We start from the raw sequence: 19036 nt of genomic DNA, 5'->3' as shown, positions 1-19036 counted from the left end.
GACAAGCATTAATTCAAGAGTTTTCAATTCCATCGGGTGGGTTCCGAACTCCCAGCTTCCGTCAGCGCATCACGACTGTGTGTGAAAAACATTAAATACGAATCGCCGACCCGTGGTGCGATTGGTTGGAAAACAATCACTGCGAAAGCGCAGATACCGACGAGATGGTAACCCAGCGTACGGAACCTGGAATTTTGAGCGAGAGAATAGAGCAGCAACCCCGGCGCGGGAGTTGCTTCCTGTCTTGGAACAGGTATCAGCTACTTCGCCCTCTATTTCTGGACGCATTCATGATCCTCCCCCACTCCTCATCGACTCCAATCGCCCAACAAGCCATGACGCAATTTGCCAACGAGCGATTTCTAACCGACTCCCTAACAGGCCTGTCTCAGACGCCGAAACGACTGCCCTGCAAATACTTCTACGATCAGCGAGGCTCTCAGCTTTTCGACCAAATCTGTGAGACCGACGAGTACTACCTGACACGTACTGAGACGGCCATCATGCAGCGATACGCAGGCGAGATGGGCGAGTGTCTCGGCGAAGGCGTGATGCTGATCGAATTTGGCAGCGGCAGCAGTATCAAAACCAGATACTTACTCGATCACCTGATCAAGCCGGTGGCGTATGTGCCCGTCGACATCTCGCGCGAGCACCTCCATGAGTCGGCCGACCAGATCTCCGGCGATTACCCGGACATTGAAGTCTTGCCGGTGTGTGCCGACTTCACCAAACCATTCCCGCTGCCCAACCCGAAACAGCGTCCGAGTCACGATGCGGTTTACTTTCCCGGATCGACGATCGGGAACTTCCGGCCCAACCAGGCCAAACAGTTACTGGCAAGCATTGCCCACATGTGCGGCCAGAAGGGAGGACTACTTATTGGCGTCGACCTGAGAAAGGATAAAGCGATCCTCGAACGTGCCTACAACGACAACCAAGGCGTCACGGCCGAGTTCAATCTCAACCTTTTGCATCGTCTGCAAAAGGAACTTGGGGCAACGATCGACGTCGATGCGTTTGAACATCACGCGTTTTATAACGCCGAACTTGGCCGGATCGAAATCTATCTTCGCAGTCGCGTCGACCAAACGATCCTCCTAGATGGTCAGACGGTACAGGTCGAAGCAGACGAACTAATCCACACCGAGTACTCGCACAAATATACGATCGACGGCTTCGCCGAGATGGCCAGGGAAGTTGGCTGGACACTCCGCCGCTGGTGGACGGACGAAAACCAGTACTTCGCCGTTCTCCACCTGGTCGTCCTATAATGTCAGACGTCGAGACACTTTGAAATTGAGGAATCTGATATGGCCTCTATTCCATCTGACCTCGCCTCGAAATGCAGCCTGCTAGTGCCAAAGTACGAGGCCGTGCGTGGCTTCTCGCATGTGTTGTGTGAACCGCTTGAGATCGAAGACTTCGTGGTTCAGTCGATGCCCGATGCCAGTCCAATCCGCTGGCACCTGGCTCATACAACCTGGTTCTTCGAGACCTTCATCCTGAAGCGTTTCGCCAGAAACTACGAGCCGATCGATCCCATGTACGAGTACCTCTTCAACTCGTACTACAACGGAATCGGCGAGCAATTCCCGCGACCAAAACGTGGACTACTCACCCGCCCGACCGTGGCTCAGGTGATGACCTACCGCCGAGAGGTCGACAACCGCATGGGGCAACTCCTTCTAGAGGCATCGCCGGAAGAGTCGACGCAGATCGCTCCGTTGGTGGAGCTCGGACTGCATCACGAGCAACAACACCAGGAATTGATGCTGACCGATCTGAAGCACGCACTAGCGCAGAATCCGATGTATCCCGCCTACGGTGCGGACGCCCAACAGCCTGATGGCGAAGTGACCTCGCAGTCTTGGCACGAAGTGGATGGTGGGATTGTCGAGATTGGCCACGCAGGTATGGACTTCGCCTATGACAATGAGTCTCCCCGCCACGAAGCCCTGATCCCGACGCTGGAAATCGCCGGAAGACCAGTCACCAACGGCGAGTACCTTCAGTTCGTTCAGGACGGCGGCTACCAGCGACCAGAACTTTGGCTTTCCTTAGGCTGGAACACGATCCAGAGCGAGCAGTGGGATTCGCCGCTTTATTGGGTTCGTCAGAAGGACGCCTGGCAAGAGTTCACGCTCAGCGGTCTTCGCCCTTTGAGCGAATCCAGTCCCGTTACGCACGTTAGTTTTTTCGAGGCCGATGCGTTCGCTCGCTGGCAAGAGAGTCGCCTGCCAACCGAGTTCGAGTGGGAAGCGGCCAGTCGACGCGTCGCTGTCGAAGGGAATTTCGTCGAGTCCCGGCTCTTCCACCCTGCCCCGACGCAAAGCACCGAAGGCCTGCGTCAGATGCTGGGGGATGTGTGGGAATGGACAAGCAGCAGCTATGCCCCCTACCCTGGCTTCAAGCCACCGGAAGGAGCCATCGGCGAATACAACGGTAAGTTCATGTGTCAGCAGTACGTACTGCGAGGCGGATCGTGCGCGACTTCGAAGAGTCACGTCCGCAAGACGTATCGCAATTTCTTCCCGCCTGAGGCCCGGTGGCAATTCACCGGAATTCGCTTGGCCAGGTAGCGACTAGTATTCGATCAGGCTGAACGAGTCGAACGGAGCGATCCGCTGTTCCCCTTCCAGGGCCTTCAGATGGATCAGGAAGCAGCAGCCCACGACAGTAGCCCCGATCTTCTCGACGAGGTTACAGCAGGCCTTCATCGTGCCGCCGGTGGCGAGCAAATCGTCGACCATCAAGACGTTCTGTCCTGGCTGGACGCCGTCGATGTGGATTTCCAGCGTATCGGTACCGTATTCCAGTTCGTAGTGGAACGCATGGGTATCGAAAGGGAGCTTTCCAGGCTTACGAACCGGAACAAAGCCGCAGTTCAGCTTCAACGCCAGGGGAGCGGCGAAGATGAACCCGCGTGCTTCCGCGGCGACGATCGCGTCGATCTTCTTTCCCTCGTAGTGGGCCGCCATCTGATCGATGGCTTCGTTGAACGCGTGCGGATTGGCCAGCAGCGGCGTAATGTCGCGAAACAAGATGCCTGGCTTGGGGAAGTCCGGGATATCGCGGATGTACGCCTTGAGATCAATTTCCGACATGCTGCTCTCTCCAGCCAATAAAAAAGCACCTGAGACGTGATTCGTTTCAGGTGCTGAATATACGGGGATTTTGCCGCCGCGGGAAGAATGGGCAGAAGAGGGGGGTCGTCCTCTTCGTCCGATTTAGCGACGCGTTCGGCGTCGAATCGGGCCTTCCAGCATCCGTTCGCGGGGATCTTGCAGCCCTTCGGCCAGGCGATTCAAAGCTTCCGTCTCGATCTGACGGACGCGTTCGCGGGTCAGACCCAGCTTTTCGCCGATTTCCTTGAGCGTGTGTGGCTCTTCGCCGTGCAGGCCGAAACGCATCTTCAAGACAGTCGATTCGCGGCCATCCATCGTTTTGAGCATTTCGCGAACGTGCTTCAGGTCGTCGTGTTCGACCAGTTCCTCTTCGGGATTCTTCAGCCGTTCGTCGGTCACCATCTCGCCCAATGACCATCCGTTGTCGGTCTGATCGGTCTGGGGAGTACTGTTGTAGATGCGAATCGCCTTCTTGATGATCGGCAGCTTCTTCTTTTGCAGACCGAGTACGCGAGCGATTTCTTCCGGCGTGGGCGTACGACCGAGTTCTTCGGTCAGGCGGTTGGTTGCTCGACGCCACTTCGAGAGCAGTTCCACCATGTACGCCGGAATGCGGATCGTCTTGGCACAGTTGATCAAAGCTCGCTTGATCGACTGCTTGATCCAGTAGCTGGCGTAGGTGCTGAAACGCGTTCCCATCGCCGGGTCAAACCCCTCGACCGCACGCAAGAGTCCGAGGTTGCCTTCTTCGATGAGATCTTGCAGGCCCAAGCCTTTGCCGGTGTAACCACGGGCAATGTTCACCACCAGGCGGAGATTCGCACGGACCATCCGATCACGAGCGGCGACGTCCCCGTTTCCAATCGCGGTGGCAAGTTCACGCTCTTCCTTAGCGGAGAGGAGAGCGGTTTCGTTGATTTCACGCAAATAGGTTTCGAGCGGGCTCTGCACGGATTCGAAATCGTCGAATTCCGTTTCACTCCGTTTGGTCTTCGTGGCCATGGCTGCTTCAATGCTTTCGATACGTGGCGGGGGAAAATCTTCACGCTGTCACACCACTGCTATCGTCCATGTGCTATCACTTTCTTTGATACATGGCGAAACGGTCACCAATGCACGGGATGTTCCGGTTCTAGCGGATGTACATAGAAGGGCCACGCCTTTGGGAGAAGGATTGAGGTAACCGCGGATTACGCGGATCGGCGCGGATGTAGGGCCATAAGAGAGGTCCCCTTCGCCCAGAAGAACCCACAAAAAAAGCCTCGAAGTTTCCTTCGAGGCTTTTTTGATTTCTATTGAGTAGAAGCAGCGGGTTAGCTGTCTTCTTCCTTGTTCTCTTCTTCCGCAGGCATCGAGAACATTGGGCCGCTGGAGCCCAGACCGCCCTTGAGTTCGCTCGGGGCTGGCGAGCCGGATCGGCCTTCGCCACCAGCTTCGGCACCTTCCGGAGCTTCGTCTTCGGCCCATTGGACACGCTTGCGGGACAGGCCGATCTTGCGATCTTCCGTATCGACACGCAGGATCTTGACCTCGATCTCTTCGCCAACCTTGACGACGTTTTCGGGGTTTTCGACCTTATCGTCCGACAGCTCGCTGATGTGCAGCAGACCTTCCAGACCGTCTTCCAGACCGACGAAGACACCAAAGTTGGTGATCTTGGTGACCTTGCCCTTAACCAGCTGGTTCGGCTGGTACTTCTCAGGAATGGAGGTCGCCCATGGATCGGATTCGAGCTGCTTCAAGCCCAGAGCGATACGACGACGTTCTTCGTCGATGCTGAGGACCTTGCACTCGACTTCCTGGCCCTTTTCGAGCATTTCGCTCGGGTGACCGATCTTGCGAGTCCAGGACATGTCCGAGACGTGCAGCAGGCCGTCGATGCCTTCTTCCAGTTCGACAAACGCACCGTAGTTGGTGAGGTTGCGGACACGGCCTTTGACGACCGATTCGACTGGGTAGCGATCCTTGATGTTTTCCCAAGGGTTCGACTGGGTTTGCTTCATACCCAAGGAGATTTCTTGCTTCTCCTTGTTGATGCCCAGGATGACCACTTCGATTTCGTCGTTGATGTTGACGATTTCGCTTGGGTGGCTGATACGCTTGGTCCACGACATTTCGGAAATGTGAACCAGACCTTCGATGCCTTCTTCCAGCTTGACGAAAGCACCGTAGCTCATGACGTTGACGACGCTGCCCTTGACCTTGGCGCCAACTGGGTACTTCTCTTCGACACCGTCCCATGGACTTGGGGTCAGCTGCTTCAGGCCGAGAGCGATCTTTTCGCGTTCGTGGTCGATGTTCAGGATCTGAACTTCGATTTCGTCGTCGATGTTGACCATTTCGGTCGGATGACCGATGCGTCCCCAGCTCATGTCGGTGATGTGCAACAGACCATCGATGCCGCCCAGGTCGACGAACGCACCGAAGTCGGCGATGTTCTTGACGACGCCCTTGCGGGTTTGGCCGACTTCCAGTTCCTTCAATAGCGATTCGCGATCGCTCTTACGCTTACGTTCGATGAGCGAACGGCGGCTGACCACGATATTGCGGCGTTCGGCGTCGATCTTGAGCACTTCGCACTCGACCGTCTTGCCGATGTAGTCGGCGATGTCGTGTGGACGACGAATATCGACCTGGCTGGCCGGCAGGAACACGTTGACGCCGATATCGACAAGCAAACCACCCTTGATCTTGCGGGTGACTTCGCCCTTGACGACCTGACCTTCGGCGATGGATTCCATCGTCCGTTCCCAGTCGTCGATCTTACGGGCCTTGCGCTTCGACAGGGCGACCATGCCGTGTGGGTCGTCGGTACGGCCGAATTCATCTTCGACGTCTTCGACGAGAACACGAACAACAGCCCCAACTTCTGGCGGATCTTCGTCTTCATCCCATTCGTCGCGGGGAACGCTACCTTCGCTCTTCCCGCCGATGTCGATGAGCACAAATTCGTCGTCCATGCGAAGAATTCGTCCCTCGACGATTTTGTTGATTTCGATCGATTCTTCCAGCTCGATCGTGTCGAGCCAGGTGTCCTCAGTGCCGGACGCCAAGCTGTCAATTTCTGCTAAGAGAGTGTCGTCACTTTCGAGATTGCGAATGAGATTACGGTTGACCATGCTTTAAAGTTTTGAACCAGAGGGGCTCGAAATCGCTGGAGATAAAAGCTGCCGCAAAAGACGGTAAAATGGCGGCTAGGCTGATCCCACGAGGCGGTGTTTCGAGTGCAAAAATGCTGGGACTAACGAACCTGCGCAGGGTAAACCACTATACCCTTCATAACGCTCGATTCAGTGAGAACCCGTAAAAATATCAAATCCCCAATTTACCATCAACCACAGAAGGTGGGGTAACGCCGATCGATTCTTGATATTTGCCGAAAGAAGTGTCGGTTTAGGCAAACTGCGTCTTATCTGTGGTGTGCACGCGAGGATTCATCGAACGTGCTCGCGAGTAGCGAACTTCCTGGAACATCTCATCCATGCGCGTCTGAAGCGCTGATTGCAACTCGTCGTCGGTCATCTGGGCGATTTCTTCCGTGGTAATGGGCTTCCCGATCATCACGTGGACAACGCCAATGCTGGGCAGCAACTGCCATTTGGGCCATGCTTGGAACGACCCGTCGAACGTGACAGGCACAATCGGAGCTTTTCCTTTCCGAGCAACAGCGATGAAGCCGGGCTTTACCTGGCCAAACTCGCCGTTCTCACTGCGCGTTCCCTCCGGAAAAATCAGGACCAATTCGCCGCTGCGGAGCCGTTTCAGCGTTTCTTTCAGTCCATCGAGCCCCGTTCCGGCGCGATTTACCGGAATGGCATTGAGGTATTCAATGAACCCCTTCAAAGGAAACTTGAAGAGGGACTTCTTGGCCAGATAACTCAGCTGGCGATCGCAGCAAAGTCCTACAAGCGGCGGATCCAGGAAGCCTTGGTGGTTCGAGCAAACCAGAGCTCCACCCTCGTCAGGCCAGTTTTCGCGGCCAAAAACGCGGATGCGATAAAACGCCACCGCCACAATCCGAGCGATCACGCGGAGGAAGTTATACAAGAGCTGCTGAGCCCACGATCGAGCTTCTCGTCGCTTCTGCTCACGCATGCTGGAACCGCTGCACGATACCGACCAATTTCTCGAGGACTTCCACCTCCGTCATGCCATCGGTCATCACTTCGATCGCATCCTCGGCCTTGAGAAGCGGACCGACCTCCCGCTGCGTATCTTCTTCGTCGCGCTTGGTTTGCTGCTGAAGAATGAGTTCGAAATCGACCTTTTCACCGCGGTTCGCCAGATCCTCGACACGGCGGCGGGCTCGTTCTTCGGGAGAAGCGGTCAGAAAGATCTTGCATTCTGCGTTGGGAAACACGAGCGTTCCCTGGTCGCGGCCCTCGGTGACGATGTCTTTGCCGTCCGCAATTTCTCGCTGCATACGGACAAGTTCTTCTCGGACGCCGACATTATTGGCTGCGTAACGCGTAACCTCGGTAACTTGCTGGGTACGAATCTCGTGCGAGACGTCTTCGCCGTCCAGAATCACGGCACTTCCAGAAAGATCAATCGAGGCCGATTTCGCGAACTCAGCCAGGCGATCGGTATCGTCCCAGTCAATTTCGGCCCGCAGGCCCTTCAAGGCCACGGCCCGATACATGGCACCCGTGTCGAGAAACTCAAAACCAAGTTCGTCTGCCAGCCGCCGAGAAATGCTGCTCTTTCCCGCCCCGGCCGGGCCATCGATGGTAACAATCATGCCAAAAGGTCGTGAACTGGTTAGGTTTATGGATAGGTCAACGGTGATTCATTGCTTGTAAGCAGTTATAGCAGGAAGCCGGAATCTGTTCGAAGGACCCAATAATTCCTTTTCCACAGTAATCTTTCGCGAATCAGGAAATTCTGGAACAATCCGTAGTTGTGAAGCCACCCTTGTTTAGAAGCGGTCCATGCGTAGCTCGTCGTCCTCGAAATCCAGCCAAAACGTCGTCGTCCTGGGAGCCACCGGGAGCATCGGATGCAGCACGCTGGATGTCATTCGAGCCAGTAAGGGTGCCTTCAAGCCCTTTGCTCTGACGGCACACGGCCGCCTTGACGACCTGTTGCAGGCCGCCATCGAGCATATACCGAAGTACGTCGTGGCCAGTGACGAGGCCGCTGCCGAGGCGTTTGATTGGTCGAAGCTTCCTCCGGAAACAACTCTGCTGACCGGTACTGCTGGTCTGCAGGAAGTGGCCGCCCACAGCGAAGCCGATATTATTGTTTCGGCCATCGTTGGCAGGGCCGGACTGGAAGGAACGTTCGCCGCGATCGCTGCTGGTAAACGCGTGGCACTGGCCAACAAGGAAACCCTGGTCGTCGCTGGTCACCTGGCCACGAAGATGGCCGAAGAGTCGGGTGCCGAAATCCTACCGGTCGACAGCGAACACAGTGCAATTTTCCAGGCATTGATGGCAGGTCGTGAAACCGACGTTCGCAAAGTAATCCTCACCGCATCGGGCGGACCTTTTCGTAAGTTCACCCAGAAGCAACTGTTAGAGGTAACCGCGGACGAGGCGCTCGATCATCCGACCTGGAAGATGGGACCCAAGATTACCGTCGATTCGGCCACCATGATGAACAAGGCCCTCGAGTTGATCGAAGCCAAGTGGCTATTCGATTTGACGGTCGACCAAATCGACGTGGTGGTCCATCCTCAGTCGATCGTCCATTCGATCGTAGAGTTCGTTGATGGCTCGATGGTTGCCCAGATGAGCCCTCCGGACATGCGGATGCCCATCCAGCTGGCGATGACCTATCCGGAGCGTACGGAGTGTCCCGCCAAGCAGCTCGACCTGACGACCGCCTTTTCCCTCGAATTCGAGCCCCCCGATTACGAGCGTTTTCCCGCCCTTAAGCTAGGAAAAGAAGTCGCTGAGCGTGGAGGAACGTGCGGAGCTGTACTGAATGCGGCCAATGAAGTGGCCGTGCAGCAGTTTTTAGAAGGTAAAATTCGTTTCGTAGACATTTACCGGGTATGTCGCCACATATTGGACGAACACCCGTTTGAATCAAACCCAGAATTAACCCGGCTGCTCGAGCTTGATGCTTGGGCCCGAGAGGAGTCTATCAAGTGGATCACTTGCTGTTTGCGGCAAGCGAAGGACCAAGCCTGCTCCAATACTTAGGTGGCATTTGGGCCTTCATGCAGGGCATCATCGGCTTGGGCATCGTTATTTTCGTGCACGAGCTGGGGCACTTCCTGGTAGCCAAAGCTTGTGGCGTGCGCTGCGATAAGTTTTATGTTGGTTTCGACGTGCCGATCACCATCGGCCCGTGGACGATTTCAGCCCTCTGGAAGAAGCAGTGGGGCGAAACCGAATACGGTATCGGTACGATCCCGCTAGGTGGCTACGTCAAGATGCTGGGACAAGACGACAATCCCAACAACGCCGAAGACGAATCGGCGTCGACCATGATCGAAACGGTCGACGAAGAAGGGAATGCAAAGGAGGTCGTCAATCCACGTAGCTACACCGCCAAGAGCGTTCCGCAGCGGATGGCCATCATTTCCGCTGGCGTGGTCTTCAACCTGATCTTCGGTGTGATCTTTGCCGCGATCGCCTACAACATGGGCGTCCCCTACATTCCGGCCCAAATCAGTTGGGTTCAGCCTGGCTCGCCGGCCTGGGAAGCAGGGCTCAATCCTGGTGATGAAATCGTCGGTCTGAACTCGGAAGGCAAGGTTCGCAAGGACCTGCGTTTCGACAAGGACATGACCCTGCAGATCATCATGAACGGCGACGACAAGGCAATGCCGTTTGTCGTGAAGCGTACCAATGGCGAGCAGGAAGTCATCGATATCGTTCCGAAGAATACCTACAAGGATGCCCAGCGCCCGACGATCGGCGTGGCCCCCATGTACACGACCAAGATGGTCGTCGCCCCTAAGTTGATGGGCATGATCTTTGGCAGTGAAGTCGCTGACAAACTGAAGCCCGGCGATAATCTCGTCGGCATTAACGACGAACCAATCGCCAACTTTCTCGACTATCAGAAGTATGTTGCCAATCATCCGTACGACGCGCTGAAGCTCAAGCTTGAGCGGAAGATCGACACGGACAGTGAAGCAACCGAAGACGTCGAAGTCGAAATCCCCACCGTACCTTATCGCGAGACCGGTCTGATCATGGAAATCAGCCCTGTCCGCGGCATACGTTCGGGCTCGCCGGCCGAAAAGGCTGGCATCAAAGTGGGCGACAAGCTTGTCTCGCTCAACGGAGAGCCCCTGGGCGATGGCTACACGCTTCCAAGCCGCGAAACCAAGTGGGCTGGTGAAACGATCGAAGTCGTCATCGAGCGCGACGGTAAAGAAGAGACAAAGTCGATCGAGACGGTCGTTCCGCAAGGCTTCTCTTCGGAATACATGCCAGGCTACGAAATCGGCCTGCAAACCTTGGGTCTGACCTTTGATCTGACCACAACGATCGCGGAAGTTCTTCCGGAAAGCTCGGCAGCCGAGGCCGGTCTGGCCGCAGGTGACGAAGTTCTGATCGTCGGCTTCCAAGGCACCACTGATGCCGCCAAGGAAGTAAACGAAGAAATGAAGATCGGCGTCAAGGACGTCAAAGTGAAGACGGACGAGATCGCGTGGCAGGCCGTTCAATGGACGCTGCAAGTCGCCCATCCCGATACGGACATGGTGCTGACGGTGAAGAAGAAAGACACCGGCTCGCCGGAAAACGTTTCCGTTGGCAGCACGCCATCGAAGACCGATATGCTGCAAAGCCGTTATCTCCGCTTTGACGTCGAAGAGAAGATTCAATACGCCACCAGCCTCGGCGATTCGCTTTACCTGGGCGTTCGTGAAGTGGGCGAAGGGATGAATCAAGTCATCGTCGTTCTGCGGAAGATTTTCTCCGGCGAGATGCAGATCAGCGGCCTCGGTGGTCCGGGTACCATTCTGTACGTCGCTACGGCGGAATCATCGCGTGGTATCTCCCGCCTGTTGACGTTCCTGACACTGATCAGTGCCAACCTGGCGGTGGTGAACTTCCTGCCGATTCCAGTTCTCGACGGCGGACACATGATGTTCCTGCTGTACGAAGGAATCCGCGGCAAGGCGATGAACGAGAAGTGGATGCTCCGACTTACCTATCTGGGTCTGGCCATGGTGCTGACCTTAATGGTGACGGTCATTTTCCTCGACATCAATCGCTTCTTCCCGTGGGGATAGTGCGCTGACTGCCGAACCGAAAAACACTCCGCGTCCAAAAGTTGTGCTTTTGGACGCGGTCGGAACGGTCATCAAGCCGCATCCCTCCGTCGCCCATGCCTATCAGACGGCTGGCCGAGCTCACGGTATTGCTCTCGATCGTGAAACGATCCGCCAGCGATTTCACCAGGCCATCTCAAAGTACAGCGTTCACGCGTTTCAAACGCTGCAAGGCGCGGACGATCCACTGAGGACGGACGAGAAAACGGAGATTGCCCGCTGGCGCGCGATCGTTAACTTCGTGCTCTCTCCACAGCCTGAGAAGCAAGACGATGTCTTCCGGCAGTTGTGGGATCACTTCGGTCAGGCAGACAACTGGCAACTCTTCGAAGACGTCTCCCCTGCCCTCTCGCGTCTGAAGGATGCCGGCTTTCGCTTGGGGCTAGCATCGAACTTTGACCACCGCCTTCGCCCGATTGCCGAGCAGCACCTGAGCTCGTTTGATCTGCGGCTCTTTATTTCGTCGGAAGTGGGTTGGGTGAAGCCGGCCGCGGCGTTCTACGAACGCGTCACGCGTGCTCTCGACTGCGGACCGGACGAGATTTTACTGATCGGCGACGACTGGGAAAATGACGTGCAAGCACCGCAGGTTTTCGGCTGGCAGGCCCTTTACCTGGACCGCTCGGGCAAGCCTGGCGATGGCAATATCCCTAATAGTTATAAGACGTTAGGTGAAGCCGTCGACGCCCTGCTCGCGCGCTAGCATGATGCTAAGTGTGGACAACAATTGCTGTTGGTTCGTTTGGGGGAAACCGGCTACATTAGTGCGATCTCTGTCGACCCGACCCGCATTGGAAAGGATTCCTTCATGGGCACCACGCTGGCACAACTGGCCGAACTCGTAGATGGCAAGGTATTTGGCGATCCGAATCGCGTCATCACCGGGGCCAATATCATCCGCGACGCGGTTGCCGGCGAAATTACGCTGATGGATAAACCAGACCAAGCAGCGCTTCTGATGGAAGACTGCCAGGCATCCGCAGTGCTAGTTCGCGAGGAATCGGACAAACTGAACATCGATGGCATCGTCGTCGCAAACGTTCACGAAGCGTTCGGCAAGACGATCCGCTTCTTTCAGCCATGGGAACAGGACGCGTCGGTCGGAATCCATCGCTCGGCAGTCGTGTCCCTGGCGGCAGTCGTCGACCCCACCGCAACCATCGGGGCTGGCGCCGTCATCTGTGATGGCGTGGTAATCGGCAAGAACACAGTCATTCATAGCGGCGTCACCATCCAGGCCGGCAGCCGGATTGGGGACGACGTGGTCATCTTCCCCGGCGTGGTGCTGTACGATCGAACCGAGATTGGTGATCGCTGCATCGTCCACGCTAACGCAGTAGTCGGGGCGTACGGCTTTGGTTACGACTCTTCCAGCGGTAAGCACATCCTTTCCGCTCAGCTTGGCAACGTGGTGCTCGAAAGCGACGTGGAACTTGGGGCCTGCACAACAATCGACCGAGGCACCTACGGCGCCACAGTCATTGGCCAAGGAACCAAGATCGACAACAGCGTTCAGATCGGCCACAACTGCCGTATCGGCAAACACAATCTTCTGTGCTCGCAGGTGGGCATCGCCGGCAGCACAACCACCGGTGACTACGTGGTGATGGCAGGGCAAGTCGGCGTTCGAGATCACGTCCATATAGGCACAGGAGCTCAGCTTGGTGCCAAAGCGGGTGTTAGTTCCGATATCCCCGCTGGCCAGCAATCTCTGGGTGTTCCGGCTGGTCCGGCCAAAGTCGTCCTGAGCGAACACATGGCAATGAAGAAGTTGCCTGAGATGCGGAAGACGATCAAACAACTGGCCAAACGAATTGAACAACTGGAAAAGGAAGCCGAAGCCGTGACCGAGCCGGTCATTCGCAAGGCTTCGTAAATCTCGCGTCATGAATGCCTCGAACCTGTCTCCGGTTGGCCTGCTCGCCGGCTGGGGAAACCTTCCGATTGTGGTGGCCCAAGCCATCAAGCGTTCCGGCCGCGGTGTCGTGTGCGCGGCGGTTAAGGATCACGCCGATCCCATCTTGGAAGAACTTTGCGATGCGACCGTTTGGGTCGGGCTCGGTCAACTCGGCAAAGTGAAGCGTCACTATCAGAAGCACAACGCGACCGAAGCCACCATGGCGGGGAAGATCCACAAGATTCGCTTGTTTGATCGCGGTGTGTTGTGGAAACACCGTCCCGACTGGTTCTGCCTGAAGACGTTCGCTCCGCAGATCCTATGGGGTACCAAGGATCGCAAGGACGACACCTTGCTGCTGGCAATCGTCAACGCATTCGCAAACAACGGAATTACTTTCTTACCTGCGACCGATTATGCTCCGGAGTTGCTCGTGAATTTTGGCATTATCGCTGGTCCTCAGCCAAGTGGAAAACTGCTGCGGGACATTCAGTTTGGTTGGGAAATGGCGAAGGAACTCGGTCGTCTGGATGTCGGCCAAAGCGTAGCCGTCAAGAACCAGGCCGTGTTGGCCCTGGAAGCCATTGAAGGTACCGATGCGTGCATTCAGCGGGCAGGCAGTCTCTGCAAGGCTGGCGGCTTTACCGTGGTGAAAGTTGCCAAGCCGCAGCAAGACATGCGTTTCGATGTCCCCACGATTGGTGTAGGTACTCTGCAGACGATGGTGGATGCCGGTGCCAGTACGTTGGTACTCGAGGCAGAAAAAACAATTCTCCTCGACGAACCGGCCGTGTTAGAATTTGCAAAGAACCATCGTTTGTCGATTCTCGCTGTAAGTGAGGATCGCCTCACCGAATTTGCTCCCTCTTCGGAAGCGGCCTAGGTACTTTGCCTGGCCGCCCTGCCAGGAACCTATGCTTCGCACCGCTGCTTTCTCGCTCGCTCTCGTCTTTATCGCTACGCAGTTTGCTTCCGCCCAGGAAGACGTGACTACCGTCGCTGGTCGTCCCGTCTACAAGGGACGCGAAATCGCCCAGACCATGCACTACAACGGTGCCCCTTGGTTGATCCGCGAAAGCCGCCAACGGGAAGAAGACTGCCAGAAGATGCTGGAAAACCTTGGCGTCAAGCCAGGCATGACCATCTGCGACATGGGATGCGGCAATGGTTTTTACAGCCTGAAATTGGCCGAAATGGTCGGCAAAGACGGTAAGATTCTGGCCGTTGATATCCAGCCAGAGATGCTGCGACTGCTGAAAGCTCGGGCCGAAGAAAAAGGGATCGAAAACATCGAGCTGGTTCTCGGTGATATCGACAATCCGAAACTACCGGAAGGGAAGATCGATCTGATCCTCTGTGTCGACGTCTATCACGAGTTCTCTCACCCGGTCGAGATGTTGGCCGCGATGCGGAAGTCGCTCAAGCCTGACGGCAAGATCGCGCTGTTGGAATTTCGGATGGAAGACCCCAATGTCCCGATCAAGCTCCTGCACAAGATGAGCAAGAAGCAGATGCTGCTCGAGTACGAAGCGAATGGCTTCCAGCTCGCCAGGCAGTTTGATGGCCTCCCCTGGCAACACATGATGTTCTTTGAAAAGGCGGAAGCCAAGCCTGAGAACTAATACCACCCAGGCACACACCGTTTCAGTAACTACGCGGCGAGAGCCTGATCAATTACCGCCGCGGTTAAGCTGTTGCGAAGACGACGGGCTTCGGCCAAATGCTGCTGGGCCATCTTATTCTTTTGGAAAATGAGTTGCTGCAGTTGGCTGAGCAAAAACCTCCGAGAAGAACGAGGCAACCAGGAAGCTTCATGCAGGTCGACATTGAGTAAGACTCCTTGAGAGAAAGAGTCTGAGGGGCAATGTGGGACGGAGCTGAATCTACTTGGCTGACACTCCGTCGAGATGGTTGCCGTTGGGCAAATCCACACGGATCTGAACTTCATCTTCTTGAAGCTCTGCCCAAATCGTACCCTTTAGCTCTTCGACGAGAAGCCGAATAATCTCGATTCCTGTGGCAACGAAATCTTCCGTCGTCAAAACGGTTTCGGACGTCAGCTGAGCCTGAAGCGCCTCGAGGCTCTGAGTTTTTGGGACGAAGTTGACCCGGATATGCCCTTGATCCCGCTCCGAGCTAAATACAAACGTGGCCTGATCGGTACCATCTTCAATCAGGCAATCAAGCAGTCCTCGGCAAATGGACTGAACCGCATCCCGATCGGACTTCAGTGTGGCTACCGTCTGATCGGAGACCTCAATCGCCAAGCCGACTGTGCGATTCTTCAACTCACCAAGGACCTCTTCAAGAACCTTGGGCAGCTGAACTGGCTGAACTTCCCAGGTCGGCGACGATAGTCGCGAATAAGCCGTCAGATCGTCCATCAAGTGGTCAAGTTGATCTAGGTAGAGGTCTCTGGCCTTACTTCGATCAGAACTGTCGTCGCACGACTGTCGCATCGCCGAGGTTGTCTGACGACACTTCGTAGCGGCGACTTGAATGACCCGCTGCAATGTCAAACGATGTCGCATCGTTTGTCGATCGGCTTGAACCTGCCGCATGGCGTTGGCCAAACTGCGGCAAAGCGTTGCCCGGTTCAAATCATCTTTGACCAGGTAATCCTGACATCCTTGTTTGAGCGCATCGATGGCCAGTTGCTCATGCCCCATGGCGGTCATCATCACCACGGGTAGTTCTCGCGCAACCGCATCGGGCAGCAATTGAAAACCAGTCCCATCCGGCAGGCGATAATCGAGCAAGACGCACTGGTATCGGCCGGTGGAAATCAGGTTTCGCCCGGCCTCGATACTGGAAGCCTCATCGATATGGAAGTCGTTGCTCACAAGTCGCTTAATGAGCATTCGAAACACCGAATCATCTTCGATGAGCAGTATCTTCGGTATTTCTACGGGAATGTTCATCGCCAATCGCTTCTAGATACAAACCGGAAATTCATTGATTTGCGAATAGTGACCAAGCATTTGCACCAGATCACAAAACTCAACACCGGCGTTCGCTTTGGTAATGTAGCCAGCAACACATTGCGAATATGCAGCTAGTTTATCCGTTTCAGCGTTCGATGTTGTCAAGACAAATACGACACTCTTGCGTAGCTTAGCATCGTTGCGAATTTCCTCGAGGAATTCACGTCCATTCATTTTGGGTAATTTCAAATCAAGCAGCACGATATACGGCACGTCTTGGAAATAGCCCTTTTTGTCCCGCAGCATCTCGAGCGCCTCGACACCATTGGTTGCGCGATATAAGGGACATTGCACCCCTGCTTTGGCGAATCCACGCTTGACGGCCTCTGCGTCGATGTCGTCGTCCTCTACCAGTAGTATTCGAATATTCTGTGCGATCATTCTTGATCTCCTAGCGGAGCATTCTTCGGCCAAGTAAACGAAAAAGTCGATCCCTGGCCTGGTTGCGACTCAAGCGAAATGCTTCCACCGATCGTCTCTACGGTCTTTTGGACGAGCGATAAACCCATGCCGCTGCCTTCAACGTCATCGCGGGGACGGAGAGTCTCAAACATCCGAAATATACGTTGGTGAAATTCCGGTGAGATTCCAGGACCGTCATCCTGGACGGAAAACTGGATAAAATCCCCCTGATCGCGGTAGGACACGACAATATTACCGTCTTCACGATCGTGGTGCTTAATGGCATTCTGAATGAGATTCCGGAAGGTCAAGTCCAGCGGGGCCGTCAGAGTACGGATGACCGGCATATCTGGATCGACCTGAACCTGCATGGCTTCGGGACGCGGCAGGCTGTCAATGATTGAGTCAAGCATCTCAGTGACGTCGACTTCAGATATGGCCTGCTCCGTGCGTCCGACTCTCGAGTACTGTAGTAGATCATCCAGCAAACGCTCCATCCGCTGGATACGCTGATGCATCAATTCGATGTGTCTGACAGACTCTTCCGACAACGTCTCTGCGTTATCGTCGCGAATCCAATTGGCCAGGTTCTTCACTGCCTGCAGTGGCGAACGCAAGTCGTGCGACGCGACATAGGCAAACTCTTCGAGCTCTTCGTTCGACTTCTCGAGTTGACGGGTATACTCTGCCACCGATTGCTCGGACCGTTTACGTTCCGAGATGTCGACAATCGAAGCAATGACAAAGTGTTCTTTGCCGATTTCAATCGGATTCAAGCCAATCTCGACAGGCAGTTCAGTCCGATTCTTTCGCACACCGTGCAGATCACGCCCTTCCCCCATCATTCGCACACGCGGGGCCGAGAAAAATGAATCCCGTAGTTCTCGATGACGAACCTGGGTGTCCGCGGGAATGAGCATCTCGACTGACTGGCCAATCAACTCTTCTTCCGTGTAACCAAACATTTGGGCGACGCGCTGGTTCACCATTTTCAGTTTGCCAGATGAATCGACCATGATGATTCCGTTGGGAACTCCAGAGAAAATTGTCCGAAACAGGGCTTCTGCTCGTCGGCGTTCGGTGATCTCTTCTTCCAGTTGGACATTGACCTTTTCCAAGCTTGGCAGATTGAGAACCCGCGGAATAATGGGAATCAACGCCACCACGGTCACCCAGGACACGATTGCCGTTACCGCTTTAATGAGCCCAGAAAAGCGATAGACAGGCTCCCAGAAGATGATCGCTTCGATGCAGTGCCCAAATCCACAAGAAACAATAAACAGGGCAAACAGACTGATCAGCGTTGGAAATGGCAAGTCACGTCGCCGAAACAGAAAGTAAGCCAGGACAACGGGAATGGTCAGATAGGCACCAAAAATAGCCAGGTCCGAAACGATGTGCAGCCAGCCAACGCCAGGCTCTTCCTGCCAGACCGACCCGCAATACCATCGTGCGGGAAATCCTTCGGTATCAAATAGATGAAGAAAGAACAGACCGATGCTGCTGAGAATACTTCCAATAAGCTGCACCACGTTGCCCGATTCCTCCCTGATTGGAGGCATATCTCAATGGACTCGGGACTCGCGCCTGAGATAATTTGCGCGGCCGTCCACTGTTGACCTGCCCCAACTGGTCACAATTTCCCCTGAGTGATTTCGTTCGCCCTATGGTGCATCATTTTGCTTCTGCCGACAATGTCGCCTATGCTGAAAGTTAGCAATAGCCAGTTAGCAACCATGCTTTACCTATCGACTACGGACTAACCAAGAGACCAATGATGTCACGTGTTTTTGCCCTGATTTTTGCGGTCGTTTTGCCACTGACCGCCATCCATGCTGGAGAGTACAACCCGGTTCTGGACATCGGTGATACGGTCCAGCCATGGGAGAATCTCCCTGGAACTGACGGGGAACCGCATAGCTGGAAAGAACTGAAAAACAAGAAAACGATCATCGTTGCGTTTACCTGCAACACTTGCCCCTATGCGGTCGACTACCAGGAACGCATTAAAGCGCTTGCCCAAAAGTGGGAAAACGACGACCGGGTGGCGGTGATCGCCGTGAACTCGAACCTGATCGATGAAGATTCCCTCGAAGCCATGAAGGAACGGGCCCAGACCGAGAAGTTCACTTTCCCCTATCTGAAGGATGAGAAACAGGAATTGGGAAAAGCCTGGGGAGCAACCCGGACGCCAGAATTCTTTGTGATCGACGGCGAGCGGAAAGTCGTCTACATGGGGGCCATGGACGACGATACCAACGCCGCGGAAGCGACGGTGAACTACGTCAATCAAGCAATCAAAGCCACCCTGGCCGGCAAAAAACCCGAAGTTCAAGAGACGGTCGCGATTGGCTGCAACATTCGCTACAAGCGATCGCGCCGATAAGCA

Annotated in this window: 17 protein-coding genes; 9 read left to right on the top strand and 8 right to left on the bottom strand. The window is 55.2% G+C overall.

The features are described 5' to 3' along the window. Window positions 1-290: 290 nt before the first annotated feature. Together egtD and egtB are read left to right on the top strand one after the other, a co-directional pair. Window positions 291-1274 (top strand): L-histidine N(alpha)-methyltransferase, encoded by a 984-nt coding sequence (egtD, locus tag PSR63_RS17635; protein ID WP_274326995.1) that lies wholly within the window; start codon window positions 291-293, stop codon window positions 1272-1274. Between the two features lie 39 nt (window positions 1275-1313). After that, window positions 1314-2582 (top strand): ergothioneine biosynthesis protein EgtB, encoded by a 1269-nt coding sequence (egtB, locus tag PSR63_RS17630; RefSeq protein WP_274326994.1) that lies wholly within the window; start codon window positions 1314-1316, stop codon window positions 2580-2582. Window positions 2583-2585: 3 nt separating this feature from the next. On the opposite strand, the gene PSR63_RS17625 is transcribed toward egtB, so the two are convergent. The 5 genes from PSR63_RS17625 to cmk form a co-directional block, all read right to left on the bottom strand. Further along, entirely contained in the window at window positions 2586-3107 is a 522-nt protein-coding gene (locus PSR63_RS17625) for an adenine phosphoribosyltransferase (RefSeq protein WP_338000650.1), read from the bottom strand. Between the two features lie 123 nt (window positions 3108-3230). Beyond that, the gene (locus tag PSR63_RS17620) at window positions 3231-4130 is read right to left on the bottom strand and encodes a sigma-70 family RNA polymerase sigma factor (protein ID WP_144975769.1); all 900 of its coding nucleotides are present in this window, start codon (window positions 4128-4130) and stop codon (window positions 3231-3233) included. A 311-nt stretch (window positions 4131-4441) separates the two neighbouring features. Next, window positions 4442-6247 carry a 30S ribosomal protein S1 gene (locus PSR63_RS17615; RefSeq protein ID WP_274326993.1) on the bottom strand — a complete coding sequence of 602 codons (1806 nt, stop codon included), beginning with the start codon at window positions 6245-6247 and terminating at the stop codon, window positions 4442-4444. A gap of 274 nt (window positions 6248-6521) precedes the next feature. Beyond that, the gene (locus PSR63_RS17610; protein WP_274326992.1) at window positions 6522-7223 is read right to left on the bottom strand and encodes a lysophospholipid acyltransferase family protein; all 702 of its coding nucleotides are present in this window, start codon (window positions 7221-7223) and stop codon (window positions 6522-6524) included. After that, window positions 7216-7869, bottom strand: a complete 654-nt coding sequence (gene cmk, locus PSR63_RS17605; RefSeq protein WP_274326991.1) for a (d)CMP kinase — start codon at window positions 7867-7869, stop codon at window positions 7216-7218. The genes PSR63_RS17610 and cmk overlap by 8 nt, the downstream gene beginning before the upstream one ends. A gap of 190 nt (window positions 7870-8059) precedes the next feature. On the opposite strand from cmk, the gene dxr reads away from it, so the two are divergent. From dxr to PSR63_RS17575, 6 genes are all read left to right on the top strand, one after another. Then, window positions 8060-9277: a 1-deoxy-D-xylulose-5-phosphate reductoisomerase gene (gene dxr, locus PSR63_RS17600; RefSeq protein ID WP_274326990.1), complete on the top strand. Its 1218-nt coding sequence runs from the start codon at window positions 8060-8062 to the stop codon at window positions 9275-9277. Then, complete coding sequence (locus PSR63_RS17595) at window positions 9223-11325, top strand: site-2 protease family protein (protein WP_274326989.1); 2103 nt, start codon at window positions 9223-9225, stop codon at window positions 11323-11325. Before dxr ends, PSR63_RS17595 begins: the two co-directional genes overlap by 55 nt. A 49-nt stretch (window positions 11326-11374) precedes the next feature. After that, window positions 11375-12067, top strand: a complete 693-nt coding sequence (locus PSR63_RS17590) for an HAD-IA family hydrolase (RefSeq protein WP_274326988.1) — start codon at window positions 11375-11377, stop codon at window positions 12065-12067. Between the two features lie 105 nt (window positions 12068-12172). After that, window positions 12173-13240 carry a UDP-3-O-(3-hydroxymyristoyl)glucosamine N-acyltransferase gene (gene lpxD, locus PSR63_RS17585; RefSeq protein ID WP_274326987.1) on the top strand — a complete coding sequence of 356 codons (1068 nt, stop codon included), beginning with the start codon at window positions 12173-12175 and terminating at the stop codon, window positions 13238-13240. Window positions 13241-13250: 10 nt separating this feature from the next. Continuing rightward, window positions 13251-14144 (top strand): LpxI family protein, encoded by an 894-nt coding sequence (locus PSR63_RS17580; RefSeq protein WP_274326986.1) that lies wholly within the window; start codon window positions 13251-13253, stop codon window positions 14142-14144. A gap of 31 nt (window positions 14145-14175) precedes the next feature. Further along, entirely contained in the window at window positions 14176-14883 is a 708-nt protein-coding gene (locus PSR63_RS17575; protein ID WP_274326985.1) for a class I SAM-dependent methyltransferase, read from the top strand. A 261-nt stretch (window positions 14884-15144) separates the two neighbouring features. Here the strand turns inward: PSR63_RS17575 and PSR63_RS17570 are convergent, their stop codons facing one another. The 3 genes from PSR63_RS17570 to PSR63_RS17560 are packed head-to-tail and all read right to left on the bottom strand — an operon-like array spanning window position 15145 to window position 18179. After that, window positions 15145-16182, bottom strand: coding sequence for a response regulator (locus PSR63_RS17570; protein ID WP_274326984.1), 1038 nt, complete (start codon window positions 16180-16182; stop codon window positions 15145-15147). Between the two features lie 12 nt (window positions 16183-16194). After that, the gene (locus PSR63_RS17565; protein ID WP_274326983.1) at window positions 16195-16626 is read right to left on the bottom strand and encodes a response regulator; all 432 of its coding nucleotides are present in this window, start codon (window positions 16624-16626) and stop codon (window positions 16195-16197) included. Further along, complete coding sequence (locus PSR63_RS17560) at window positions 16623-18179, bottom strand: sensor histidine kinase (protein WP_274326982.1); 1557 nt, start codon at window positions 18177-18179, stop codon at window positions 16623-16625. The genes PSR63_RS17565 and PSR63_RS17560 overlap by 4 nt, the downstream gene beginning before the upstream one ends. Before the next feature lie 242 nt (window positions 18180-18421). Between PSR63_RS17560 and PSR63_RS17555 the strand changes: the two genes are divergently transcribed. Further along, window positions 18422-19033, top strand: coding sequence for a thioredoxin family protein (locus PSR63_RS17555; RefSeq protein ID WP_274326981.1), 612 nt, complete (start codon window positions 18422-18424; stop codon window positions 19031-19033). The last annotated feature ends 3 nt before the right edge of the window (window positions 19034-19036 follow it).

This window comes from Bremerella sp. P1 (assembly GCF_028748185.1).
GTDB lineage: Bacteria > Planctomycetota > Planctomycetia > Pirellulales > Pirellulaceae > Bremerella.
This window is presented reverse-complemented; position numbering and strand designations above follow the sequence as displayed.

What these genes read in the sequence shown, in the direction of transcription:
- egtB (WP_274326994.1), top strand. Translation starts at nt 1,314, where the DNA reads ATGGCCTCTATTCCATCTGACCTCGCCTCGAAATGCAGCCTGCTAGTG.
- PSR63_RS17575 (WP_274326985.1), top strand. Translation starts at nt 14,176, where the DNA reads ATGCTTCGCACCGCTGCTTTCTCGCTCGCTCTCGTCTTTATCGCTACG.
- PSR63_RS17580 (WP_274326986.1), top strand. Translation starts at nt 13,251, where the DNA reads ATGAATGCCTCGAACCTGTCTCCGGTTGGCCTGCTCGCCGGCTGGGGA.
- PSR63_RS17610 (WP_274326992.1), bottom strand. Translation starts at nt 7,223, where the DNA reads ATGCGTGAGCAGAAGCGACGAGAAGCTCGATCGTGGGCTCAGCAGCTC.
- PSR63_RS17565 (WP_274326983.1), bottom strand. Translation starts at nt 16,626, where the DNA reads ATGATCGCACAGAATATTCGAATACTACTGGTAGAGGACGACGACATC.
- dxr (WP_274326990.1), top strand. Translation starts at nt 8,060, where the DNA reads ATGCGTAGCTCGTCGTCCTCGAAATCCAGCCAAAACGTCGTCGTCCTG.
- lpxD (WP_274326987.1), top strand. Translation starts at nt 12,173, where the DNA reads ATGGGCACCACGCTGGCACAACTGGCCGAACTCGTAGATGGCAAGGTA.
- PSR63_RS17555 (WP_274326981.1), top strand. Translation starts at nt 18,422, where the DNA reads ATGATGTCACGTGTTTTTGCCCTGATTTTTGCGGTCGTTTTGCCACTG.
- PSR63_RS17625 (WP_338000650.1), bottom strand. Translation starts at nt 3,107, where the DNA reads ATGTCGGAAATTGATCTCAAGGCGTACATCCGCGATATCCCGGACTTC.
- PSR63_RS17615 (WP_274326993.1), bottom strand. Translation starts at nt 6,247, where the DNA reads ATGGTCAACCGTAATCTCATTCGCAATCTCGAAAGTGACGACACTCTC.
- cmk (WP_274326991.1), bottom strand. Translation starts at nt 7,869, where the DNA reads ATGATTGTTACCATCGATGGCCCGGCCGGGGCGGGAAAGAGCAGCATT.
- PSR63_RS17570 (WP_274326984.1), bottom strand. Translation starts at nt 16,182, where the DNA reads ATGAACATTCCCGTAGAAATACCGAAGATACTGCTCATCGAAGATGAT.
- PSR63_RS17620 (WP_144975769.1), bottom strand. Translation starts at nt 4,130, where the DNA reads ATGGCCACGAAGACCAAACGGAGTGAAACGGAATTCGACGATTTCGAA.
- egtD (WP_274326995.1), top strand. Translation starts at nt 291, where the DNA reads ATGATCCTCCCCCACTCCTCATCGACTCCAATCGCCCAACAAGCCATG.